Origin of the sequence: Achromobacter sp. SD115 (genome assembly GCF_017355315.1) — a bacterium.
In the GTDB taxonomy this organism is placed as follows: domain Bacteria; phylum Pseudomonadota; class Gammaproteobacteria; order Burkholderiales; family Burkholderiaceae_B; genus Achromobacter; species Achromobacter xylosoxidans_B.
This window is the reverse complement of sequence record NZ_JADIJM010000038.1, coordinates 21832-42961: the sequence shown is the minus strand read 5'-3', so window position 1 is coordinate 42961 and position 21130 is coordinate 21832. Positions and strand designations below refer to the sequence as shown.

The 21130-nt window shown below is 63.4% G+C and carries 21 protein-coding genes and 1 other RNA gene; 7 read left to right on the top strand and 15 right to left on the bottom strand.

Annotated features, from left to right (window positions below; all coding sequences use genetic code 11):
- Positions 1 to 930 precede the first annotated feature (930 nt).
- A complete protein-coding gene (locus tag IPU70_RS31600) occupies positions 931 to 1407 on the bottom strand; it encodes an Lrp/AsnC family transcriptional regulator (RefSeq protein WP_013391516.1) in 477 nt (158 codons plus the stop codon).
- A 156-nt stretch (positions 1408 to 1563) separates the two neighbouring features.
- On the opposite strand from IPU70_RS31600, the gene hppD reads away from it, so the two are divergent.
- The gene (hppD, locus tag IPU70_RS31595; RefSeq protein WP_207473556.1) at positions 1564 to 2676 is read left to right on the top strand and encodes a 4-hydroxyphenylpyruvate dioxygenase; all 1113 of its coding nucleotides are present in this window, start codon (positions 1564 to 1566) and stop codon (positions 2674 to 2676) included.
- An 82-nt stretch (positions 2677 to 2758) separates the two neighbouring features.
- Here the strand turns inward: hppD and msrA are convergent, their stop codons facing one another.
- The 3 genes from msrA to ilvD form a co-directional block, all read right to left on the bottom strand.
- The gene (gene msrA, locus IPU70_RS31590) at positions 2759 to 3313 is read right to left on the bottom strand and encodes a peptide-methionine (S)-S-oxide reductase MsrA (protein ID WP_207473554.1); all 555 of its coding nucleotides are present in this window, start codon (positions 3311 to 3313) and stop codon (positions 2759 to 2761) included.
- 79 nt (positions 3314 to 3392) lie between these two features.
- Positions 3393 to 3728 (bottom strand): c-type cytochrome, encoded by a 336-nt coding sequence (locus IPU70_RS31585; RefSeq protein WP_054458538.1) that lies wholly within the window; start codon positions 3726 to 3728, stop codon positions 3393 to 3395.
- The gene (gene ilvD, locus IPU70_RS31580) at positions 3712 to 5397 is read right to left on the bottom strand and encodes a dihydroxy-acid dehydratase (RefSeq protein ID WP_207473540.1); all 1686 of its coding nucleotides are present in this window, start codon (positions 5395 to 5397) and stop codon (positions 3712 to 3714) included. Before ilvD ends, IPU70_RS31585 begins: the two co-directional genes overlap by 17 nt.
- A gap of 126 nt (positions 5398 to 5523) precedes the next feature.
- Between ilvD and lgt the strand changes: the two genes are divergently transcribed.
- The gene (gene lgt, locus IPU70_RS31575) at positions 5524 to 6312 is read left to right on the top strand and encodes a prolipoprotein diacylglyceryl transferase (protein ID WP_013391511.1); all 789 of its coding nucleotides are present in this window, start codon (positions 5524 to 5526) and stop codon (positions 6310 to 6312) included.
- Here lgt and IPU70_RS31570 read toward each other — a convergent pair.
- The 4 genes from IPU70_RS31570 to IPU70_RS31555 all read right to left on the bottom strand — a co-directional run bounded on the left by IPU70_RS31570 (position 6287) and on the right by IPU70_RS31555 (position 8102).
- Positions 6287 to 7045: an SIMPL domain-containing protein gene (locus tag IPU70_RS31570; protein ID WP_207473538.1), complete on the bottom strand. Its 759-nt coding sequence runs from the start codon at positions 7043 to 7045 to the stop codon at positions 6287 to 6289. The genes lgt and IPU70_RS31570 overlap by 26 nt on opposite strands.
- A gap of 82 nt (positions 7046 to 7127) precedes the next feature.
- A non-coding RNA gene (gene ssrS / locus IPU70_RS31565) (6S RNA) lies at positions 7128 to 7312 on the bottom strand.
- Between the two features lie 32 nt (positions 7313 to 7344).
- On the bottom strand, positions 7345 to 7656 hold the full coding sequence (locus tag IPU70_RS31560; RefSeq protein ID WP_006388757.1) for a cell division protein ZapA: 312 nt from the start codon (positions 7654 to 7656) through the stop codon (positions 7345 to 7347).
- On the bottom strand, positions 7656 to 8102 hold the full coding sequence (locus IPU70_RS31555; protein WP_207473524.1) for a hypothetical protein: 447 nt from the start codon (positions 8100 to 8102) through the stop codon (positions 7656 to 7658). Before IPU70_RS31555 ends, IPU70_RS31560 begins: the two co-directional genes overlap by 1 nt.
- A 425-nt stretch (positions 8103 to 8527) precedes the next feature.
- Between IPU70_RS31555 and IPU70_RS31550 the strand changes: the two genes are divergently transcribed.
- The 4 genes from IPU70_RS31550 to IPU70_RS31535 all read left to right on the top strand — a co-directional run bounded on the left by IPU70_RS31550 (position 8528) and on the right by IPU70_RS31535 (position 13283).
- Positions 8528 to 8992, top strand: a complete 465-nt coding sequence (locus IPU70_RS31550) for a tripartite tricarboxylate transporter TctB family protein (RefSeq protein ID WP_013391508.1) — start codon at positions 8528 to 8530, stop codon at positions 8990 to 8992.
- Between the two features lie 13 nt (positions 8993 to 9005).
- Positions 9006 to 10511, top strand: coding sequence for a tripartite tricarboxylate transporter permease (locus tag IPU70_RS31545; protein ID WP_013391507.1), 1506 nt, complete (start codon positions 9006 to 9008; stop codon positions 10509 to 10511).
- 185 nt (positions 10512 to 10696) lie between these two features.
- Entirely contained in the window at positions 10697 to 12301 is a 1605-nt protein-coding gene (locus tag IPU70_RS31540; RefSeq protein ID WP_207473522.1) for a gamma-glutamyltransferase family protein, read from the top strand.
- 76 nt (positions 12302 to 12377) lie between these two features.
- Positions 12378 to 13283: an NAD(P)-dependent oxidoreductase gene (locus IPU70_RS31535; RefSeq protein ID WP_207473513.1), complete on the top strand. Its 906-nt coding sequence runs from the start codon at positions 12378 to 12380 to the stop codon at positions 13281 to 13283.
- A gap of 65 nt (positions 13284 to 13348) precedes the next feature.
- Here IPU70_RS31535 and IPU70_RS31530 read toward each other — a convergent pair whose 3' ends face one another.
- Positions 13349 to 13978: an FMN-dependent NADH-azoreductase gene (locus IPU70_RS31530; protein WP_207473505.1), complete on the bottom strand. Its 630-nt coding sequence runs from the start codon at positions 13976 to 13978 to the stop codon at positions 13349 to 13351.
- 152 nt (positions 13979 to 14130) lie between these two features.
- Between IPU70_RS31530 and IPU70_RS31525 the strand changes: the two genes are divergently transcribed.
- Entirely contained in the window at positions 14131 to 15066 is a 936-nt protein-coding gene (locus IPU70_RS31525) for a LysR family transcriptional regulator (RefSeq protein ID WP_088138358.1), read from the top strand.
- On the opposite strand, the gene IPU70_RS31520 is transcribed toward IPU70_RS31525, so the two are convergent.
- The 6 genes from IPU70_RS31520 to IPU70_RS31495 all read right to left on the bottom strand — a co-directional run bounded on the left by IPU70_RS31520 (position 15060) and on the right by IPU70_RS31495 (position 21080).
- The gene (locus tag IPU70_RS31520) at positions 15060 to 15989 is read right to left on the bottom strand and encodes a glyoxylate/hydroxypyruvate reductase A (RefSeq protein ID WP_207473495.1); all 930 of its coding nucleotides are present in this window, start codon (positions 15987 to 15989) and stop codon (positions 15060 to 15062) included. The genes IPU70_RS31525 and IPU70_RS31520 overlap by 7 nt on opposite strands.
- Before the next feature lie 108 nt (positions 15990 to 16097).
- The gene (locus tag IPU70_RS31515; protein ID WP_013391501.1) at positions 16098 to 17627 is read right to left on the bottom strand and encodes a tripartite tricarboxylate transporter permease; all 1530 of its coding nucleotides are present in this window, start codon (positions 17625 to 17627) and stop codon (positions 16098 to 16100) included.
- Between the two features lie 6 nt (positions 17628 to 17633).
- A complete protein-coding gene (locus tag IPU70_RS31510) occupies positions 17634 to 18062 on the bottom strand; it encodes a tripartite tricarboxylate transporter TctB family protein (protein WP_207473562.1) in 429 nt (142 codons plus the stop codon).
- A gap of 245 nt (positions 18063 to 18307) precedes the next feature.
- Positions 18308 to 19810 (bottom strand): sensor histidine kinase, encoded by a 1503-nt coding sequence (locus IPU70_RS31505; protein WP_207473560.1) that lies wholly within the window; start codon positions 19808 to 19810, stop codon positions 18308 to 18310.
- 30 nt (positions 19811 to 19840) lie between these two features.
- A complete protein-coding gene (locus tag IPU70_RS31500; protein ID WP_013391498.1) occupies positions 19841 to 20527 on the bottom strand; it encodes a response regulator in 687 nt (228 codons plus the stop codon).
- Positions 20508 to 21080: an RNA pyrophosphohydrolase gene (locus tag IPU70_RS31495; RefSeq protein ID WP_207473493.1), complete on the bottom strand. Its 573-nt coding sequence runs from the start codon at positions 21078 to 21080 to the stop codon at positions 20508 to 20510. Before IPU70_RS31495 ends, IPU70_RS31500 begins: the two co-directional genes overlap by 20 nt.
- Positions 21081 to 21130 lie beyond the last annotated feature (50 nt).

Here is a 21130-nt window from a genome sequence, read left to right as displayed (position 1 = left end):
CAGGTTGATTTACACCAATCCGAACCAGGTCATACGTCGCTACTCAAAGGAAGTGAGGTATGTTCTTAAACTTGACGTCTAAGGTACTTCACTTCTAGTGAGCACTTGATTTCATTGTGCTTGTGACCGAAGTCACACTGCACTCGCATCAAGCGCCCACACTTATCGGTTGTTTAATTGTTAAAGAGCGGTACTGCCAAATTCTGTACTACTTACTGCCTGCTCGCTTCGCTACGCCGCTTTCGCTGGCGCCGCGTTGTTTGCAGCAGAGAAACGAGATTATGAAGAAGTTTTTATCGCTTGTCAAGTCAGCGTCACATCCATCGTTTCGCTTTCTTGCCTGCGACCTCTTCAGGTCCGCCTCTCTTTAGCAGCTATCGAAATATCAGGGTTAACCCTAATCCTTCGGCAACTGCCAAGCCCAAGACTATAACACGATTTTTGCAGATTGCGCAACCGGCTTTTGCCTAACTTGCACCCTATCTTGCAACCCCGCAACCAGACTTTCGCCTCAGTCGCGACCCCGGAACACAGGGATCGGTTACCGCCATTGAGTGGCTGAGATCAAAGGGTAAACCCTCAATTAACATCACCAGCCAAGCCCAAGACTATAGCACTATTTTTGCGAATTGTGCAACTGGCTTCTGCCTGATTTGCCGCAATCCCTGCAATAACCGCTGGGCTTCCATTGCTGATCGCCTGACGGCAGGTCAGGCTTGGTTGCCCATGCTGGCCTGTGTGCTTGCTTGGCTTCGCGTCTCAGAACTTCCCGAATCGCGAAGGAGCGAGACTATAGCACGGAATTTTTCCTAACCCGCGGAAGTGGCACCTTTTTTTCAAGAAGATGAATTTTTAGGGGACACACCGGAACATCCGCACCGGCCCATTTCAACGGCGCCTATATATATAGAGGGCGACAAAGCGCGGCAACTACAGCCTGAGCTCCGTGGTTTCCTTGATCTGTTGAAGCGCGAAGAATGAGCGCATGTCGACCACGGCGGGGTGACGCATCAACGTATCCATGGCGAACCGGGAGAAATGCGCCAGGTCGGCGACCTGTATGCGCAGCAGGTAGTCCATATCGCCAGACATGGCATAGCACTCGACCACCTCGGGCCAGAGTTGCACGTCGCGCGCGAAGTCGCTCATGGGTGCATGACTGGACCCGCTGTGCTTGTTCAGGCGGATATTCACGTAGGCGAGCAGGCCCAGACCTACCTTCCCCGCGTCGATCAACGCGACGTACTTCTTGATGAACCCCTTCTCCTCGAGCCGGCGAACCCGGCGCAGGCAGGGACTGGGAGAGAGCGACACCCGGTCGGCCAGCTCCTGGTTGCTCAGGCGGCCATCCCGCTGCAGCTCAGCCAAAATCCGTATATCTGTCCTATCTAGCTCAATGTCAGACATTTTCAGCCCTGAATGTTTTGTGTACGGCAATATTATTGCTCAACCAAGCGGCTTTCGCGACATGTTTGCAATTGTCTGCCCGTCGTTCCTTCCTACAATCTCCGTCTAGACTTGAAGAACAAGTCGTCCTTAAAAACGATGCAAGGGAGCAGACTTATGAGCAGCGCTTTCCAACCCTGGGACAACCCGATGGGTACCGCCGGGTTCGAGTTCATTGAATACGCCGCGCCGGACCCCGTCGCGCTGCGCAAAGTGTTTGAGCTGCTGGGCTTCAAGGCCATCGCCAAGCACCGCCACAAAGACGTGACCCTGTACCGCCAGGGCGGCGTGAATTTCCTGATCAACGCCGAGCCGGATTCCTTCGCCCAACGTTTCGCGCGCCTGCATGGCCCGTCGATCTGTGCGATCGGCTTTCGCGTGCAGGACGCCAACGCTGCCTATAAGCGCGCGCTGGAATTGGGCGCATGGGGTTTCGATTCCCACAGCGGCCCGATGGAGCTGAACATTCCGGCGATCAAGGGCATCGGCGATTCGCTGATCTACCTGGTTGACCGCTGGAGCGGCAAGGACGGCCACGGCGGCATCGGCGACATCAGCATTTATGACGTGGATTTCGTACCCGTGGATCCGCAGAACGCCCAGGCCGACCTGAATCATCGCGGCGCCGGCCTGACGCTGGTGGACCACCTGACGCACAACGTGCACAAGGGACGCATGGCGGAATGGGCCGAGTTCTACGAACGCCTGTTCAATTTCCGCGAAGTGCGCTACTTCGACATCGAGGGCAAGGTGACGGGCGTGAAGTCCAAGGCCATGACCTCGCCTTGCGGCAACATCCGCATTCCGATCAACGAAGAAGGCACGGAAGAGAAAGGCCAGATCCAGGAATACCTGGACCTGTACCGCGGCGAAGGCATCCAGCACATTGCCATGTCCACGGAAGACATCTACAGCACCATCGAGGCGCTGCGCCAGAACGGCGTCGTGTTCCTGGATACGCCGGAAACCTACTATGAATTGCTGGACCGCCGCCTGCCGAATCACGGCGAGGACGTGGCGCGCCTGCAAAAGAACCGCATTCTGCTGGACGGCGCCCCCGGCGGCGGCCTGCTGCTGCAGATCTTCACCGAAAACCAGATCGGCCCGATCTTCTTCGAGATCATCCAGCGCAAGGGCAACGACGGCTTCGGCGAAGGCAATTTCAAGGCCCTGTTCGAATCGATCGAGCTGGACCAGATGCGCCGCGGCGTGGTGAAGACCGTCGAGTAAAGACTTCCCCCGCCAGCGCCCGGTGCCCAGGCATCGGCGCTGGCTTTGAAACCTCACCTTTGGTGAGGTTTTTTTTCGCTTGCTACTTCTGCAGCCGGTCCTGGAATTGCTTGCGGAATTTGGCGACCTTGGGCGCGATCACGAACTGGCAATAGCCTTGCTCGGGATGCAGGGCGAAGTAGTTGCTGTGATAGTCCTCGGCCTGCCAGAACTTGGCCGGCGCCAGCAAGCGGGTCACGATGGGCGCGTCATAGACTTTCTGCGCCTCGACCTCGGCGATGACCGCTTGTGCCTGCTCGCGCTGCGTTTCGTTCTGCCAGAAGATGGCGGATTCGTATTGCGGGCCGACGTCGTTGCCCTGGCGGCCCGGGGTAGTGGGATCGTGGGTCGCGAAGAATACGCGCAGCAAATCGCTGTATGACAGCTCGGCGGGATCGAATTCCACCCGGGCGACCTCGATGTGGCCCGTGCCCTTGCCGCAGACCTGTTCATAGCTGGGGTTGTCCTCATGGCCGCCGCTGTAGCCGGGCAACACGCTCTTGACGCCACGCAGCTCGGTGAACACCGCTTCGACGCACCAGAAGCAGCCGCCGCCGAGTACGGCGACTTCGTTGCCCGGAGAGGGTTGTTCTGCCATGACGATTCCTTCTTGATAGGCGGCCGCGGAGTGCGGCCTGGTGCCCCCGGATTGCATGCGCGGGGTGCAGACAATAAGACTACTGCTTGGGCGGCGCCAGCGACAAGATCCATTCGGCCAGCGCGCGGGCGTCGTCCGGGCTGACCTGGGTTTGCGCGGGCATGGGCACCGCACCCCAGGCGCCGCGGCCGCCGCCACGGATCTTGCCCGCCAGATAATCGACCATGGCGTCGCCCTGCCCCGCATAGCGTTCGGCCACGCTCTTGAGCGGCGGCCCCACGCGCTTGGCTTCGACCTGGTGGCAGGCCATACAGGCTTTGTTCTTGGCCAGGTCCAAGCCGGTGGTTTGCGCTTGCGCCGCCCCCGCGCCCAGCACGCAGGCGGCGGCCAACAACAGACTACTCTTCAAATGCATCGGTAACTGCCCCACGGCTCGCGGTGCTGGCGAGCTTGCCGAATTTGGCAAGCACACCGCGTGTATAACGCGGCCGGGGCTGCACCCAGGCCTGGCGACGAGCCGCCATTTCTTCGTCGCTGATATTGAGCTGCAACAGCAGCTTGTGGGCATCGATGGTAACCGAATCGCCCTCGCGGATCAGCGCAATGGGGCCGCCCACGAACGCCTCGGGCGCGACATGGCCCACGACCATGCCCCAGGTGCCGCCGGAAAAGCGTCCGTCGGTAATCAGCCCCACGGTTTCGCCCAGCCCCTGGCCGACCAGCGCGGAGGTAGGCGCGAGCATTTCGCGCATGCCGGGACCGCCCTTGGGGCCTTCGTAGCGGATGACCACCACATCGCCATCGCGGATTTCGCGCGCCATGATGGCTGTCATGGCGTCATCCTCGGAATCGAAGACGCGCGCCGGGCCCGTGATGACGGGGTTCTTCAGGCCGGTGATCTTGGCAACACAGCCTTCGGGCGAGAGATTGCCTTTCAAGATGGCAAGATGGCCCTGCGGATACAGCGCCCGGTCCAGCGGCATGATGACGTTCTGGTCCGCCCTGGGCGCATCGGGCACGCCGGCCAAGGTCTCGGCGATGGTCTTGCCAGTGATGGTGATGCAGTCCGCATGCAGCAAGCCGGCATTGAGCAGCAGCTTCATGACCTGCGGAATGCCGCCGGCGCGATGCAGGTCGGTGGCGACGTATTTGCCGGACGGTTTCAGGTCGCACAGCACCGGCACGCGCTTACGGATACGTTCAAAGTCGTCGATGGTCCACGGCACTTCCGCGGCGTGCGCAATCGCCAGGAAGTGCAGCACGGCATTGGTGGAGCCACCCGTGGCCATGATGACGGACACCGCATTTTCGATGGATTCGCGCGTGATGATGTCGCGCGGGCGCAGCCCTTTCCTGACCGCCTCGACCAGCACGCGCGCCGACTCCGCCGCGGAAACGACCTTTTCTTCGTCCTCGTTAGCCATGGTGCTGGAATATGGCAGGCTCATGCCCATGGCTTCGAACGCCGAGCTCATGGTGTTGGCGGTATACATGCCGCCACAGGATCCCGAACCCGGAATCGCGCATTTCTCTATCTGCTTGAAGTCCTCTTCGGGCATGCGGCCCATGGTGTATTCGCCCACCGCCTCGAAGACGGAGACGATGGTGAGATCGTTGCCCTTGTAGTGGCCGGGCTTGATGGTGCCGCCGTAGACATAGATGCCAGGTACATTGGTGCGCGCCAGCGCGATCATGCCGCCCGGCATGTTCTTGTCGCAGCCGCCGATCACCACCACGCCGTCCATCCACTGCCCTTGCGCGGCGGTCTCGATGCAGTCCGCAATGACTTCGCGCGATACCAGCGAGTACTTCATGCCCTCGGTGCCCATGGACATGCCGTCGGAAATGGTGGGCGTGCCGAACACCTGGGGATTGGCGCGGGACGCGCGGATGGCGTCGATGGCGGCGTCGGCCAGGCGCTGCAGGCCGCTGTTGCATGGCGTGATCGTCGAATGGCCGTTAGCCACGCCGATCATGGGATTTTCGAAGTCGGTTTCCTGATAGCCCAGCGCGTAATACATGGCGCGGTTGGGCGCGCGCGCGACACCGTGAGTGATATGGCGGGAACGTTCGTTGTGCGGCATGGTCTGTCTCCTGTCGGCCGACGGGGCTCGGACATGGCGACCGCCCCGGGGGAACTGGCTCGCTTGCGCGCGAATCTTCAATGTTCGCCGGTTATTATCATTCAACTTTATTGTGTCGGGCAGAACATGCTGCAATATCCCCAATTTGATCCCGTCGCCCTGCAGATCGGGCCGCTAGCCATCCACTGGTACGGACTGATGTACCTGGTGGGCTTTGCCCTGGTGTACCTGCTGGGACGCCGGCGCATCACCAGCGGCCACACCACATCGCTGAACGTAAAGGACCTGGAAGACCTGATCTTCTATAGCGTGCTGGGCGTGGTGGTGGGCGGACGGCTAGGCTATGTACTGTTCTACAAGCCTTCGTATTACCTGTCCCATCCGCTGGAAGTGGCGTATCTGTGGCAGGGCGGCATGTCGTTCCATGGCGGCTTGATCGGCGTGATCGTGGTGATGCTGCTGTTCGCGCGCAAGAAGAAGCTGCCGTTCTTTGCGGTCAGCGATTTCATTGCACCGCTGATTCCGTTGGGGCTGGGCTTCGGCCGCCTGGGCAACTTCATCAACGGCGAGCTCTGGGGCCGGCCCACCGATGTGCCGTGGGCCATGGTGTTTCCTGGCAGCGGCGACGGCCTGGCGCGCCACCCTTCGCAGCTCTATGAACTGGGCCTGGAAGGCATCGTGCTGTTTGCGCTGCTGTGGTGGTTTTCGAGCAAGCCGCGCCCGTTGGGACAAGTGAGCGGGCTCTTCCTGATGGGCTACGGAACGTTCCGCTTCCTGGTGGAATTCACCCGCGAGCCGGACAACTTCCTGGGCCTGCTCGCGGGCGGTTTGAGCATGGGACAGTGGCTGTCCGTGCCGATGGTCGCCCTGGGCGCCATCATGTTCAGTCTTACTGCAAAACGATCGTCCCGTTGACCGCGATGCTGACCGTGACGTTGCCCGCTTCCAGCGGCACGTCCGGGCTATAGCCACCCGAGGCATCCTTGGACATGGCCGCGGCGCCCATCATGCGCGGCATCGGTACCGGACCGCCGGAACCGCCCAGTTCCAGCTTGGACAGGCGGTAGCCCGAGAAACCGAAGGCGTTGGCCGCGGCCAACGCACGGTCCTTGAAGGCTTGCGCGGCTTCCTTCAGCAGCTTGCGCTCTTCAGCTTCGCGCACCTCGCGCGACAGCAGGAAGCTGATGTTGGAAATGGCTGTCTTGTCGGACAGCTTGGAGGCCAATGCGGCGGCGGCTTCAAAGTCCTTGGATTCGAGGATCACTTCGCCCTGGCCGCGCCAGGAGCCGATCTTGCCTTTGCTGGAAGTGTTCGGCCAGACGTTGTAGCCGCCGGTGCGCACTTCCACGCCCTTGACGTCGCGCGCGCGCTTGACCACGTCGTCCAGGGCAGCGCTCAGCTTCTTGCCCGCGGCCGGTTGGTCGGGCGCCTCGACTTCAGCGGACAAGGAAATGCGCACCGTATCCTGCTTGACCTCGGAAGACGCGTTAGCCTGCAGAGTCAGTTCCGGCGCGCGGTTGGCGGCCGCTTCGGTGGCGGCAGCGGGCGCCTGGGTCTGCGCATGCGCGAGCGGCGCAGCGCTCAGAGCGGCCACGGTTGCGCACGCCGCGCCGAGTTTGGTCAGCGAGAAAACTGGGTGTTTGAACATGGACTGGTCCTAGGAGGGAGGACGAAGAGGGAGTGGTGAGGCGCCCGGGGCGGACCTGCTCTTATGGCAGGCCCGCTGGGATAGATGCCCCGCCTGTGCCGTCAAGGCCGGCATCTCGAACCCTGAGGTTCAAGGTGGTCGCGTTCCGAAGAGCGTCGGGTTCGTCTACGGGAGACGATCACTCCAGCTCTGCACTCCCGCAACCAATATGCCAAAAGACATAGGTTCAGAGAATGTATGGCCTAGTCACGGACACGGCAGGGACAAACTGAAAATACTTGAATACTGCTTATGAACTGTCAGAGCAGTTTTTCCTGACCCGACAAGGCGTCATCGAGTACTGCGTTCATGTCCTCAATTCTACGCTTGAAGTCGCCGACCGCCAAACCGCCCAGGGGACCATCGGGCGCTTTCATGGCGAGCAGTTCGCCCGCGACTTGCAGCGCGGCCATCACGGCGATGCGTTCATTGCTGGAGACCTTGCCCGTGCCCTGGATGCGCAGCATCAGTTGGTCCACATGACGCACGGCCGCCAACAGTGTCGGTTTCTCTTCGGCGGAACACGCCAGGGAATAGTCGCGCCCCAGTATGGTGACATCTACGCGTTCCATCAGTGTTGCTCTCCAGACGGTGCGCCCGGCAGGCGGGCCAGCACGGCGTCAATGCGCTCGCGGGCCGATGCGGCGGCCACGCGCAAGCGCTGTAATTCGGTGTCGCGGGTCTGCAAGCTGCCTTGCAATTCGGTTTCGCGGGCGGAAAAACGCGATTCGAGCGACTGGCGTTCGGAGGTCTCGCGGGCCAGTTGTTCGCGCAGCGAGACCTCAGCCTGCTGGGCTTGCTCGAGCATGGCGGTGACCGCGCCGTCGTGATCCTGAAGTTTGCTCTGTAGCGTGACGATCTCGGCCTCGCGCTCGGCGGCGCGCTGCTTGAGCACACGCTGCTCAGCTTCGGTGTCATTCAGGCGTTGGCGCAACGCGTCACGCTCTGCGTGGAGTTGGCGGGTGCGTTGCACCAGTTGCCCAATGCGGGCGGCGAGTTGGTCTAGATCTTGCAGCATGGGCGCTATCGTAAACCATCCTGAGTTGAACGTGGTCTCTTCACGCAAGGTGAGAAACCCGGCAATATTCAGTAGGATTTATCCCTCACTCATTCGAAAGCCACGCATCCGGCCGATCCTGCTTTCGTCTTTCTTTCTATAAACTTTCACTTAGCTTTCAAAAAGCCCTCAAACTTCCTGACCCGTTACAACTCGGGGTCGGGAGTTCCCGAATTTTAGGGAAAACCCCAGCCTTTCACCGACCTTACAGGGTTTGCAGCGTGGCGGACGTCCATTACCATTCGCCCTTTCAAGAATCCCAGCCTTAGCTTTCATAAGAACAAACGGCACCCCGAAGTGCCTTTTTTGTGCCTGTCACTCGCCTGTCGGCGGGATTGGCCACAGACCTTTTTTATCTACATGCTGTAAACAGGAGCCAACCAATCATGCAGCTACGCAATCGACAGGACTTCTGGTCGGGGGTGATGTTCATCGCCCTTGGACTGGGATTCGCCTGGCAGGCCAGCAGCTACCAAATGGGTACTGCCGCCCGAATGGGCCCAGGGTATTTTCCTTTCTGGCTAGGCATTGTTCTGGCATTGCTGGGCGCCATCGTGCTGCTTGGCTCGATGTCCAAGAAGGCGCACGACACTCACGTCGACAAATTCGACTGGCGCATCGTGTTCCTGGTGGTCGGATCGGTCGTGCTCTACGGCTTCATCCTCAAGCTGCTGGGCATCTACATTTCGGTATTCGTCCTGGTTGTCGTCAGCAGCCTGGCCAGCCACGAATTCAGCCTGAAGGTCGCCGTCGCCAACGGCATCTTCCTGGTGCTGTTCTCGTATCTGGCGTTCGTCAAGGGGCTGGGGCTGATTTTCCCGCTGTGGCCGTCGTTTCTGGGCATGAACTAAGGAGCACCCGGTCATGGAATTGTTTGACAACCTGATGTTGGGCTTCTCGGTGGCATTTACGCCCGAGAACCTGCTTTACGCACTGCTGGGCTGCATCCTGGGCACGCTGATCGGCGTGCTGCCGGGCATCGGCCCCGTCCCGACCATCGCCATGCTGCTGCCGATCACGTACGTGCTGCCCCCGGTGGCCGGCCTGATCATGCTGGCAGGCATCTACTACGGCGCCCAATACGGCGGCTCCACGACGGCAATTCTTGTGGCTTTGCCAGGGGAAACGTCCGCGGTGGTGACCGTGCTGGACGGCCACCAGATGGCCCGCAATGGCCGTGCTGGCGCCGCGCTGGCGATTGCCGCGCTGGGTTCGTTCTTCGCAGGCTGCGTGGCCACGCTGCTGCTGGCCGCCTTCGCGCCCCCGCTGGCTGAAGTCGCGTTCAAGTTCGGCCCCGCCGAGTACTTCTCGCTGATGTGCCTGGGCCTGGTTGGCGCCGTGGTGCTGGCTTCGGGTTCGCTGCCCAAGGCTATCGCGATGATCCTGCTGGGCCTGCTGCTGGGCATGGTCGGCACCGACGTGAACTCGGGCGTTGCCCGCTTCGACTTCGGCATCCCCGAACTGCAGGACGGCATCGACTTTGCCATCGTGGCCATGGGCGTGTTCGGCTTCGCCGAAATCATGACCAACCTCGAGCAGAAGGAAAACCGCGTCGACATCACCGACAAGATCGGCTCGCTGTATCCCAACAAGCAGGAATTCAAGGAAGCCGCTCCCGCAGTGCTGCGCGGCACGGCCCTGGGTTCGGCCCTGGGCATTCTGCCGGGCGGTGGCGCCGTGTTGTCGTCGTTCGCTTCCTACACGCTGGAAAAGAAGATCTCGAAGAATCCGGAACGCTTCGGCAAGGGCCACCCGGCCGGCCTGGCTGGCCCGGAATCGGCGAACAACGCTGCGGCCCAGACCTCGTTCATCCCGCTGCTGACCCTGGGTATCCCGGGCAACGCCGTGATGGCGCTGATGGTCGGCGCGATGACCATCCACAACATCCAGCCCGGCCCGCAAGTCATGACGAGCCACCCGGAGCTGTTCTGGGGCCTGATCGCCTCGATGTGGATCGGCAACCTGATGCTGGTGGTGCTGAACCTGCCGCTGATCGGCCTGTGGGTCAAGCTGCTGAAGGTGCCCTACCGCATCCTGTTCCCGGCGATTCTGGTGTTCTGCACGATCGGGGTGTACTCGTTGAACTACAACACGTTCGACATCTTCACCACCGCCATCTTCGGCATCATCGGCTACGTCTGGTCCAAGCTGAAGTGCGAAGGCGCACCGCTGCTGCTGGGCCTGGTGCTGGGCCCCATGATGGAAGAGAACTTCCGTCGCGCCCTGCTGCTGTCGCGCGGCGACTTCACGACCTTCGTGACGCGTCCGCTGTCGGCCTCGCTGCTGGCCATCGCCGTCTTCCTGGTGATCCTGGTGGCCCTGCCCGCGATCCGCAAGAAGCGCGAAGAGACCTTCGTCGAAGAAGAGTAAGGCGCAGCCTGCCGCCCTGCGGCAGTCCCGCCCTGAAAGCCCCCGGGTTCCGCCCGGGGGTTTTTCTTTGCGCACACGGAATCCAGTCCGACAAACGCTACGGATCGATACTACTCAATACGGATTATGTTCAAACGCCGTTCGCGTACGTTAAGCTAGGGGTTTACCCCACGCGACGATTCGAGATGAATTTCAACTGGAACAACCCTTATCCCACTACCCGGCGCCCGGTGTTCGCACGCAACGTGGTTGCCACCTCGCAACCGCTGGCCGCGCAGGCGGGCCTGCGGATCCTGGCGCAAGGCGGCAATGCCGTCGACGCGGCGATCGCCGCGGCCGCCACGCTGGCCCTGACGGAGCCGGTCAGCAACGGGCTGGGATCGGATTGTTTCGCCATCGTCTGGGACGGCTCCAAACTGCATGGGCTGAATGCCTCGGGCACGGCGCCGGCCGGATGGAACATGGATTATTTCCGGCGCAAGCATCAGGGCGCCATCCCGGCCCGGGGCTGGGACAGCGTGACGGTGCCGGGCTGCGTGGCCGGCTGGGCCGCCCTGCATGAAAAACTGGGCCGCCTGGCCTATGCCGACGTGCTGGCGCCCGCCATCGAGTACGCCGAGCGCGGCTTTGCCGTGTCGCCCATCGTGCAGCAGAAATGGGCGGCGCAAGCCGATGTGCTGCAGCCGCAGCCGGGCTTCGCCGAGCATTTCCTGCCCCGCGGGCGCGCGCCGCAAGTCGGCGAGCACTTCGTGCTGCAAGGCGCGGCCGCCACGCTCAAGCGCATCGCGGCCAGCGGCGGCAGGGACTTCTACGAAGGCGAAACCGCCCACAAGCTGGTGGCCCATGCGCAGGCCCACGACGCCGCCCTGACGCTGGCGGACCTGCGCGATTACGCGCCGCAATGGGTCACGCCGATCAGCCAGGCGTATCGCGGCCACACGCTGCATCAGATTCCACCCAATGGCCAGGGCATCGCCGCCCTGATCGCCCTGGGCATCCTGCAATACTTCGACGTGGCGGCCCGCCCGGTGGACCATCCCGAGACGCAGCATCTGCTGGTCGAGGCGATGAAACTGGCCTTCGCCGATGTCTACGATCACGTGGCCGATGCGCGCCACATGCGCGTCACGCCCGAACAGATGCTGGCTGCGGATTATCTGGCGCAGCGCGCGCGCCTGATCGACCTCAACGCGGCACAGGCTCCAGCCAGCGGCCATGCGCCGCGCGGGGGCACCGTCTACCTGACCGCAGCCGACAAGTGCGGCATGATGGTCAGCTTCATCCAGTCGAACTACATGGGCTTCGGTTCCGGCGTGGTGGTGCCGGGTACGGGCGTCAGCCTGCAGAACCGCGGTCATTGCTTCAGTACCGATCCCGGCCACCCCAATGCGGTGGCGGGCGGCAAGCGCCCTTTCCACACCATCATCCCCGGTTTCCTGATGCGTAATGGCGCCCCCGTCATGAGTTTCGGGGTCATGGGAGGCAATATGCAGCCCCAGGGGCAGGTGCAGGCGCTGGTGCGGATGCTGGACTACGGGCAGCAGCCGCAAGCCGCCTGCGACGCGCCTCGCTGGAAATGGAACCACGGGCTGTCATTGGACGTGGAGGCCGGCATGGCCCCGGCGGTCGCCGAGGGGCTGCGCACCCGCGGCCACGTGCTCGAAAGCATGGCGGACCCCTACATGGATTTCGGATCGGGTCAATTCATCTGGCGCCTGGGCGACCCGGCCGTGGACGGATATGTCAGCGCCAGCGACAGCCGGCGCGATGGACTCGCCGCGGGCTTTTGATTGCGTTAAGGTTAGGACCTGTTTACAGGCGCCAGCGCCCCTGATGCCCCTAACTTCATAAAGCGGAGTTCCCTGCATGGCAACGATCGGTACCAAGAGCTACGACGCTGTCGTAGCCCAGAAAGTCACTTTCCTCGGTTTGGGCGTGATGGGCCTGCCCATGGCCGGCCATCTGGCGCGCGCGGGACACGAGGTCACGGTCTACAACCGCTCGCCCGCCAAGGCGCAGGCCTGGGTCGCCGAGTTCGGCGGCAAGAGCGCGGCCACGCCGCGCGAGGCCGTGGCCGGCGCGCAAATCGTGTTCGCCTGCGTGGGCAATGACGATGACCTGCGCAGCGTCGTGTTGGGACCGGACGGCGCCTTCGCGGGCATGGCGCCGGGCGCGGTCTTCGTCGACCACACCACCGCGTCCGCCGACGTGGCGCGCGAGCTCTACGCGCAAGCGAAGGACCTCGGCCTGAATTTCGTCGATGCCCCGGTGTCGGGCGGACAAGCGGGCGCGGTCAATGGCGTGCTGACCATCATGTGCGGCGGTGAACAGGCCGTGTTCGATGCGATCAAGCCCGTGGCGCAGTCTTTTGGCCGCGCCGTCACGCTGGTGGGCCCTCCGGGAGCGGGCCAGTTGGCCAAGATGGTCAACCAGATCTGCATCGCGGGCGTGGTGCAGGGGCTGTCCGAAGCCATCGCTTTCGGCCAGGCGGCCGATCTGGACATGAAACTCGTGCTGGACGTGATCAGCAAGGGCGCGGCCCAGAGCTGGCAGATGGAGAACCGCGGCGGCACCATGGTCGACGACAAGTTCGAGTTCGGTTTCGCGGTGGACTGGATGCGCAAGGATCTGGGCCTGGTGCTGGCCGAAGCCCGCCACAACGGCGCACGCCTGCCCCTGACGGCGCTGGTGGACCAGTTCTATGGCGACGTCCAGAAGATGGGCGGTAGCCGCTGGGATACGTCCAGCCTGATCAAGCGCCTGCGCGACTGAGCCTGGCCTTCACGGCAAGAAAAAAGGCGAGCCGCGCGGCTCGCCTTTGCTTTGGGCGCCTGCGCTTAAGCGGCCAGGCTGTCCTGTTGCACGACGGGCAGCAGCGCATCGATACGCTGCTTGGCCTGCGCAATGCCTTCCAGCGCAGCCACTTCGCCCATGGCCATGCCTTCGGCGGCGATGAAGTTGACGTCAGTCATGCCCAGGAAGGCGAGCATCTGGCGCAGGTAAGGTGTCAGCGTATCCGAGGGCGTGCCTTCGGCCTTGCCGCCGCGGGCGGTCAGCACGAACACCTGCTTGCCCTTGACCAGTCCCTCCGGCACGCCTTCGGCGGTATAGCGGAAGGTGATGCCGGCGCGCGCCAGATGGTCGAGATAGCTCTTGAACTGCGCCGGCATGTTGAAGTTGTAGACCGGAACGGCGAAGACGATACGGTCGGCCTCCATCACTTCGGCGACCAGCGTGTCGCTCATCTCAACCAGGCGTTGCTGTTCCACGCTGCGGGCATCCGCCGGGGTGAACAGCGCGCCGGCGGTGTTGCCGTCGAAGTACGGGATGGGTTGCGCACCAAGGTCACGGACCTTGATGGCCGCGGCCGGGTTGGACGCCTTGACGCGGTTGATCAGGTGATCGGCCAATTGCTTGCTGTTGGAACGATCGCCGAGAATAGAGGAAAGGATAACCAGGGTCTTCATTGCAAATTTCTCCAGTGAGGGCCCGCTCGCTGCGGGCGGTCAGGATCCGTAGGCTTTGATCAGATCCCGAGTGCATGGCGTCACTGTAGACCGCTTAATTGTTCACATAAATACGGTTATGATGAACTATTCGTTCCAGGAATAGAACAATTATGCAAGATCTCAACGATCTCTATTACTTCTCCCAGGTGGTCGAGCAGGGAGGCTTCAGTGCGGCGGCCAGGGCGCTGGATATCCCGAAATCCCGCTTGTCGCGCCGGATCTCGCACCTGGAGGAAAGCCTGGGCGTGCGCCTCTTGCAACGCACGACGCGCCGCTTGCGCCTGACCTCGGCCGGCGAACGCTATCTGCACTATTGCCGTGAAATGGCCGCCTCGGCGCGCGCGGCGGACGACGCCATGCGACAGTTGCAGGCGGAGCCCACCGGCCCTGTGATCGTGAGCTGCCCGGTGTCCATCGCGCAGGACGTGCTGTCGCCGCTGCTGCCCGAGTTCCTGGACGCCTGGCCCGCCGTGTCGGTGCAATTGCTGGTGACCAACCGCCGCGTGGACCTGATCCGCGAAGGCGTGGACCTGGCCCTGCGCGTACGCACCAAGCTGGATACGGACGCCGAGCTGGTCGTGCGCCACTTCGGCACGGCGCGCGGCACGCTGGTCGCCAGCCCCAGCTACCTGCAGCGCCACGGCACGCCCGATACGCCGCAAGATCTCGCCACGCATACCACGCTGAGTTTCAGCGATCCGCAAAACGAAGTGCGCTGGCCGTTGCGCAACGACAAGGGCGAAGAGGTGCATGTGGAATTGAAGCCGCAGCTGTCCTGCAACGACTTCATCGTGCTGACCGAGGCCGCGGTGCGCGGTCGCGGCATCGCCCTGCTGCCTTCGATCGCCACGCATGAACAGCTGCGGCGCGGCCAGCTGGTGCAGGTCCTGCCGCAGTGGCAGTCGCCCGAAGGCATCGTGCATTGCATCTATCCGTCGCGGCGGGGCATGATGCCCGCCGTGCGCGCCCTGCTCGATTTCCTGTCGGAGCGCCTGCCCGCCATGTACCAGCGGCTGGAAAAGGCCCCGCTGCCCCCGGCTCAGTAGCCGCGCGAGCGGTCTACCACGCCGGTGATGGATTCGCCGCGCTGCAGTTGCGCAACCTTGTCCGCGATCTGCCGGATGCTTTCGTCGCGCAAGGTGCGCGCCGCGATATGCGGCGTGACGTGCACGCGCGCATCGCGCCAGAACGCATGGTCCTTGGGCAAGGGCTCGGTGTGGAAGACGTCCAGCGTGGCGCCGTCGATCTCGCCTTCTTCAAGCATCTGCACCAGATCGTCTTCGACCAGATGTTCGCCGCGGCCCACGTTGACCAGATGCGCATGCGGCAGAAGCTGCGACAGCGTGTCGCGATTGAGGATGCCGATCGTGTCCGGCGTGAGCGGCAGCACGTTCACCAGGAAGCGCGTGCGGGCCAGGAACGCCGGCAAGGCGGCTTCGCCCGCGTAGGACTCCACGCCCGGGATCTCGCGCGGCGAACGCGACCAGCCGGCCACGGGATAGCCAAACTGGGCCAGGATCTGCGCCACGCGCGCGCCCACCTGCCCCAGCCCCAGCACGCCGACCGGCCAGTCCGCCTGGCGCGAGCCTTCGCGAGTGTCCCAATGCTGGCGCGCCTGCGCATGATCGAAGTCTTCGAAATCGCGCGAGACGCGCAGCAGCGCGTACAGCGCGTACTCGGCCATCTGCACCGACATGCCCGCGTCCTCCAGGCGGACGATGCGCACATGCGGCGGGATCTCGGGCATCTTCAGCAAGGCATCGACGCCGGCGCCCAGATTGAACAGCGTCTTCAGGCCGGTCTCGTGCGCGAAGAGCTCTGCCGGTGGACGCCAGACCAGGGCGGCTTCCGCGCCCGAGGGCGGGCCGTCAGGGTTCCACACGGAGATGCGACAGCCGGGCATGGCGGCTTCCAGGAGCGGAACCCAGGCGGCGGGATCGTGGTGGGGGCAGGCAAAGAGTATGTGCATGATGGCTCTGAGTGCAGGCTCGGGAAGGCTCAAGCATGAGGGATGCCGCCCCACAAATCAAACGGCCCGGCAGATGCCGGGCCGTGTTCAGGCTGAGGGCAGCCGCGCTCAGGCCGCTTGCGGCACCTCGGGCTTGCTCTTGTCCTTGTTCTTGTTGCGGCGCAGGAATGCCCACACTTGCAGGAAGATCAGCAAGGCGCTTGCGCCAATGAACCAGGCGCTGATCGGCCGTTCCACGAATACCGCCAGATCGCCACGGGACAGCAACAGCGCGCGGCGGAAGTTCTCTTCGACCATTGGCCCCAGCACGAAGCCGAGCAGGATGGGCGCGACGGAAAACTCCAGCGTCATCAGGATCGCGCCGATCACGCCGAACGCCAGCACTTCCCAAATCTGGAAGAGGCTGTTCTGCGTGCTGAACACGCCCACCGCGATGAAGAACAGCGCCGACGGGAACAGGTAGCGGTACGGCACCTGCAGCAGTTTCACCCACACGCCGATCAGCGGCACGTTCAGCACCATGAGCAGCACATTACCCACCCAGAAGCTGGCGATCAGGCCCCAGAAGATGTCCGGATGCTCGGTGATCAGCTGCGGGCCGGGCTGGATGCCCTGGATCAGCAGCGCGCCCAGGATCAGCGCCATCACCGCGTCGCCGGGAATGCCCAGGCTCATCGTGGGGATGAAGTCGACCTGCGTCTTGGAGTGCGAAGAGGCTTCGGGCGAAGCCACGCCGGCAATCATGCCGGTGCCGAATTTCTCGGGCGTCTTGGAGATCTTGCGCTCCAGCGCATAGGCCACGAAGGTGGTGATGGTGGGACCGGTGCCGGGCATGGCGCCGAACAGCGTGCCCACCGCCGTGCCGCGAACCATGGGCCAGAAAGCAGTCTTGAGTTCCTGCTTGCTGGGCCGCATGTCGCGCAGGCGCAGCTTGGCGCCGCTGCCGATGATGGTCATGCGGTTGACGCTCATCAGGAAGTCGGCCACGCCGAACAGGCCCATCGAAATCGCCACCAGTTCCAGGCCGTCGGACAGGTCCAGCAGACCGAAGGAGAAGCGGATGGTGCCGGTGTTCACGTCCGTGCCCACCACGCCGCACATCAGGCCGAACAAGGTCATTGCCACGCCCTTGAGCGGCGAGCCGCGCGACATCGTGGCGCCGGCCAACAGACCCAGCAGCATGATCGAGAAAATCTCGGTCGGACCGAACTTGAACGCGACTTCCACCAGCAGCGGCGAAGCGAAGATCATGACAATGATCCCCACCGATGCGGCGAAGAACGAACAGATCATCGTGATGCCCAACGCTGTTCCGCCCTTGCCCTGCTTGGTCAGCGGATAGCCGTCCAGGCAGGTGACCGCGTGCGGCGGGTGCGAAGGCAGATTCAGCAGGATCGCGCCAATGGCGCCGCCGTACTGCGAGCCATAGAAAATGCCGGCCAGCATCAGGATGGCGGGCACCGGATGCATCACGTAGGTCAGCGGCAGCAGAATGGAAATGGCTGACAGCGCGCCCATGCCGGGCAGCACGCCGATGAGGTTGCCCACCAGCACGCCGAAGAACGACCACATCAGGTTATGCCACTGGAAGGCGACCCCGAAGCCGTACCAGAGGTCCATCAAGGATTGCGAAATCATGGCGCTTCAACCCCAGCGAAACAGGGGAAGCTGCAGCTGCAGCGCCCACCAGAAGACGACGACCGCGATGGCGGTCATGGCGACCGAAAGCAGGATGGCCTGCTTGATCGTGTTCTTGCGGTCGCCCAGCGCAGAGATGAATACGATGGCGAACGTAGCGGGCAGCAAGCCGCCGTAATGGCCCAGCAGCAGGAAAGCCAGGATGCCCAGCAGGATGCAGGCGCCGCCGCGGAAATCCGGCAGTCCATGGCCGTGGCCGTCGCCGGGTGGCGGCGCCGACGATTCGCCCGAGCGCGCCGAGATGGCGATCAGCACGCCGGTCAGCGCCAGCAGACCGCCGAGCGCCGCAGGGAAAAAGCCGGGTCCCATGTGGCTCAAGGTGCCGATGTGATAGTCGGTCCCGCCGTAGATTGCCCCCAGCCCGATGAGGACCATCAGCGCTCCGCCGTAATAGTCCTTTCTATTGATTGTCTTTTGCACTTCATCCTCCTTCGTGGTGCGGCCGCGCGCCTGCCCGGGGATGTGCCGCTCGAAGCGAGCGCGACCCGGGTCCTGGCGACAGGCCCGGACGCAGATTACGGAAGGAAGCTGCTAATCCGCTTTCTGTGCGCTGTCGCGATCCTGAATTCGGGGGTTATCCCTGAACGGAAGCTGCGGATGAAAGCGGAAATGCGGAGAAGTTACTGATCGCCCTTGAGCTCGACATCGAGCGGACGCGGATACTGCGAGACGGTGGACGCGAGCGGCAACCACAGCACGGAAGCCAGTCCTACGCCCCCCTGGGCGTTGGGTTCGCCGTCGCGCAGTTCGATGTCGCCGTCGTTGCGGCGGGCATAGGCGCGGGCGATCGCCAGCCCCAGGCCGGACCCTGACGAGGCGACCGGCTTGTCCGTGCCGACGCGTTCGAAACGCGCGAAGGCCCGCTGGCGCAGTATCGGGTCCAGCCCCGGCCCGTTGTCGGACACGGCAACCTCGGCGCGGTTGGCGTGGCAGCAGACCGATACGGTAATGCGCGCGCCAACTGGGGCGTAATGGATGGCGTTGTGCACCAGGTTCGAAAGCGCCTCGTGCAGTTCGGCCTCGTTGCCCGAAACCGGCGCGGGGATCTCCAGCCCCTCTTCGGAGCCGGCCTGCACCCAGCCCAGGTCCTGCTGCTTTTCGTGCGCCAGCGGCAGGTATTGCAGCACCACCTCGCGCGACACGGCGTTCATGCCCAGCAACTGCCGCGGCAGCTGATCGGCCTGATTGGCGTGGGCCAGGGACAGCAACTGCTCGGTCAGGCGGCGCGTGCGGCCCAGTTGGTCGACGATGCCGCGCAGGCCTTCCTGCGCGCGGGCCGGATCGCGCTCGCGCAGGGCGTACTGGGCCTGGGTCAGCATGATGGCCAGCGGCGTGCGCAGCTGATGCGAGGCATCGGCCAGGAATTGTGATTGTTCATCGAGGACGCGACGGTAGCGGGCGATATGGTGATTGACCGCATCGACCAGCGGCGCCACTTCGCTGGGCACGCGCGAGGCGTCCAGCGGCGTCAGGTCATCCGGGCGGCGCGCACGGATATCGTTGCGCAGCCGGCGTAGCGGCTTCAGCGCCCACGACACGCCCCACCACACCAGCAGCGCCACCAGCGCCAGCATGCGCGTGTCGCGCAGGATTTCCTGGCGCCGCGCGTTGTTCTCGGCTTCGATACGCTTGCCGGTGCTTTCGGCCACGACCACCAGTACCTGCCGGTGCTGCCCCTGGTAATACAGATCCCGCACCACCGCGACGACCCGCACGGGATCGTTGCGATAGACGCTGTCGTAGAAAATAGGCTGGCTGTTGGATCGCGGCCAGCTGGGCGGACGCGGCATTTCCGGCATGCCCAGCAGGGTCTTGCCCGGGGCCGTGGGCACCGCGGCGCCGTCGGGCAGGGGCGGGTCGATCTCTTCGATGCGGAAGTACTTGCGCAGGCCCGCGCGGGACTCGAGCATCACCTGCGCGTACAGCGGCGTGGCGACCTGCAGATTGCCGTCAGGCGTGAATTCCAGGCTGCTTTCCAGCACCCGGGCCGGCTCCACCAGGGCGCTGTCGTAGGCTTCGTTGGTGATCTCGGCCAGGGTGCGGTAGTCGTTCACGCTGTCCACCACCAGCAGCATGATCACGCCGGGCAGCAGCAGAATGATCAGCAGCGCGCGGATGCCCACACGCGGCAGCTCGGATAGCCGCAGCCTCACTCAGGATTCCGCGGACTCGCTGGCGACGCTTTCCAGCATGTAGCCCAGCCCGCGCACGGTGACGATACGCACGTCGCTGCCGGTCAGCTTCTTGCGTAGCCGGTGCAGCACGACCTCGATGGCGTCCGGATTGGCTTCGCTGTCGTGGGTGAAGACCTTGCCGAACAGCTGGGACTTGTCCACCGGATAGCCGCTGCGGGTCAGCAGGGCGGCCAGGGCGGCATGTTCGCGCGGGGTCAGGAATAGCAGCGAGCCATCCAGGGTGAAGGCGCGGCTTTCGCTGTCGTAGGACAGCGAACCGCATTGCAGCCGCGGATGCTGGCGGCCACGGCTGCGGCGCACCAGCGCGGTCAGGCGCGCTTCCAGTTCCTCGAGCGCGAACGGCTTGGTCAGAAAGTCATCCGCGCCCAGGTTCAGGCCGCGCACGCGATCCTGCAGGGCGCCCTGGGCGGTCAGCAGCAGCACGGGGGTGCGGTCGTCGCGGTTGCGCATTTCGCGCAGCACCACCAGCCCGTGCTTGTCGGGCAGGCGCAGGTCCATGACGATGGCGTCGTATTCGGTACCCGCCATGAAGGCTTCGGCGGTTCGGGCATCGGCCGCGTGGTCCGGCACGAATCCGCTCTGGGCGAGCGCGCGCATCAACCAGGACGCCATGTCCCGTTCGTCTTCAACCAACAATATGCGCATGACCGTCCGTTCCTTCGGGCAGATTGTCTGCCGTCCGTTGCCCGTGCACCCGTTGGCGCAGGTAGCGGGTTTCGTGATGGCGCCGGAAGAGGATAGCCGACAGCTCGTTCAGCGCCTGGGTGTAGACATCGCGCTTGAACTCGATCACGGCATCCAGGGGCACCCAATACTGGCTCCAGCGCCAGGCATCGAATTCCGGATGCTGCGTCGCGCGCAAGCACACATCGCTGTCACGTCCTACCAGGCGCAACAAGAACCAAATCTGCTTTTGTCCTTTATAGTGGCCGCGCCACTCACGCCGGACGAAGTGATCGGGCACGTTATAACGTAACCAATCGCGTGTACGCCCCAAAATACGGACATGCTCGGGCTTCAAGCCCACCTCTTCATGGAGTTCGCGATACATGGCTTGCACCGGGCTTTCGCCGTACTTGATGCCGCCTTGGGGGAACTGCCAGGCATGTTCCCTGATACGCTTGCCCCAAAAGACCTCGTTTCTACCGTTGACGAGAATGATGCCGACATTGGGGCGGTAGCCTTCGCGGTCAAGCATGGGCCACCCCCACCGAATTCAATACAATTACGGTCGATTATACGTATCTG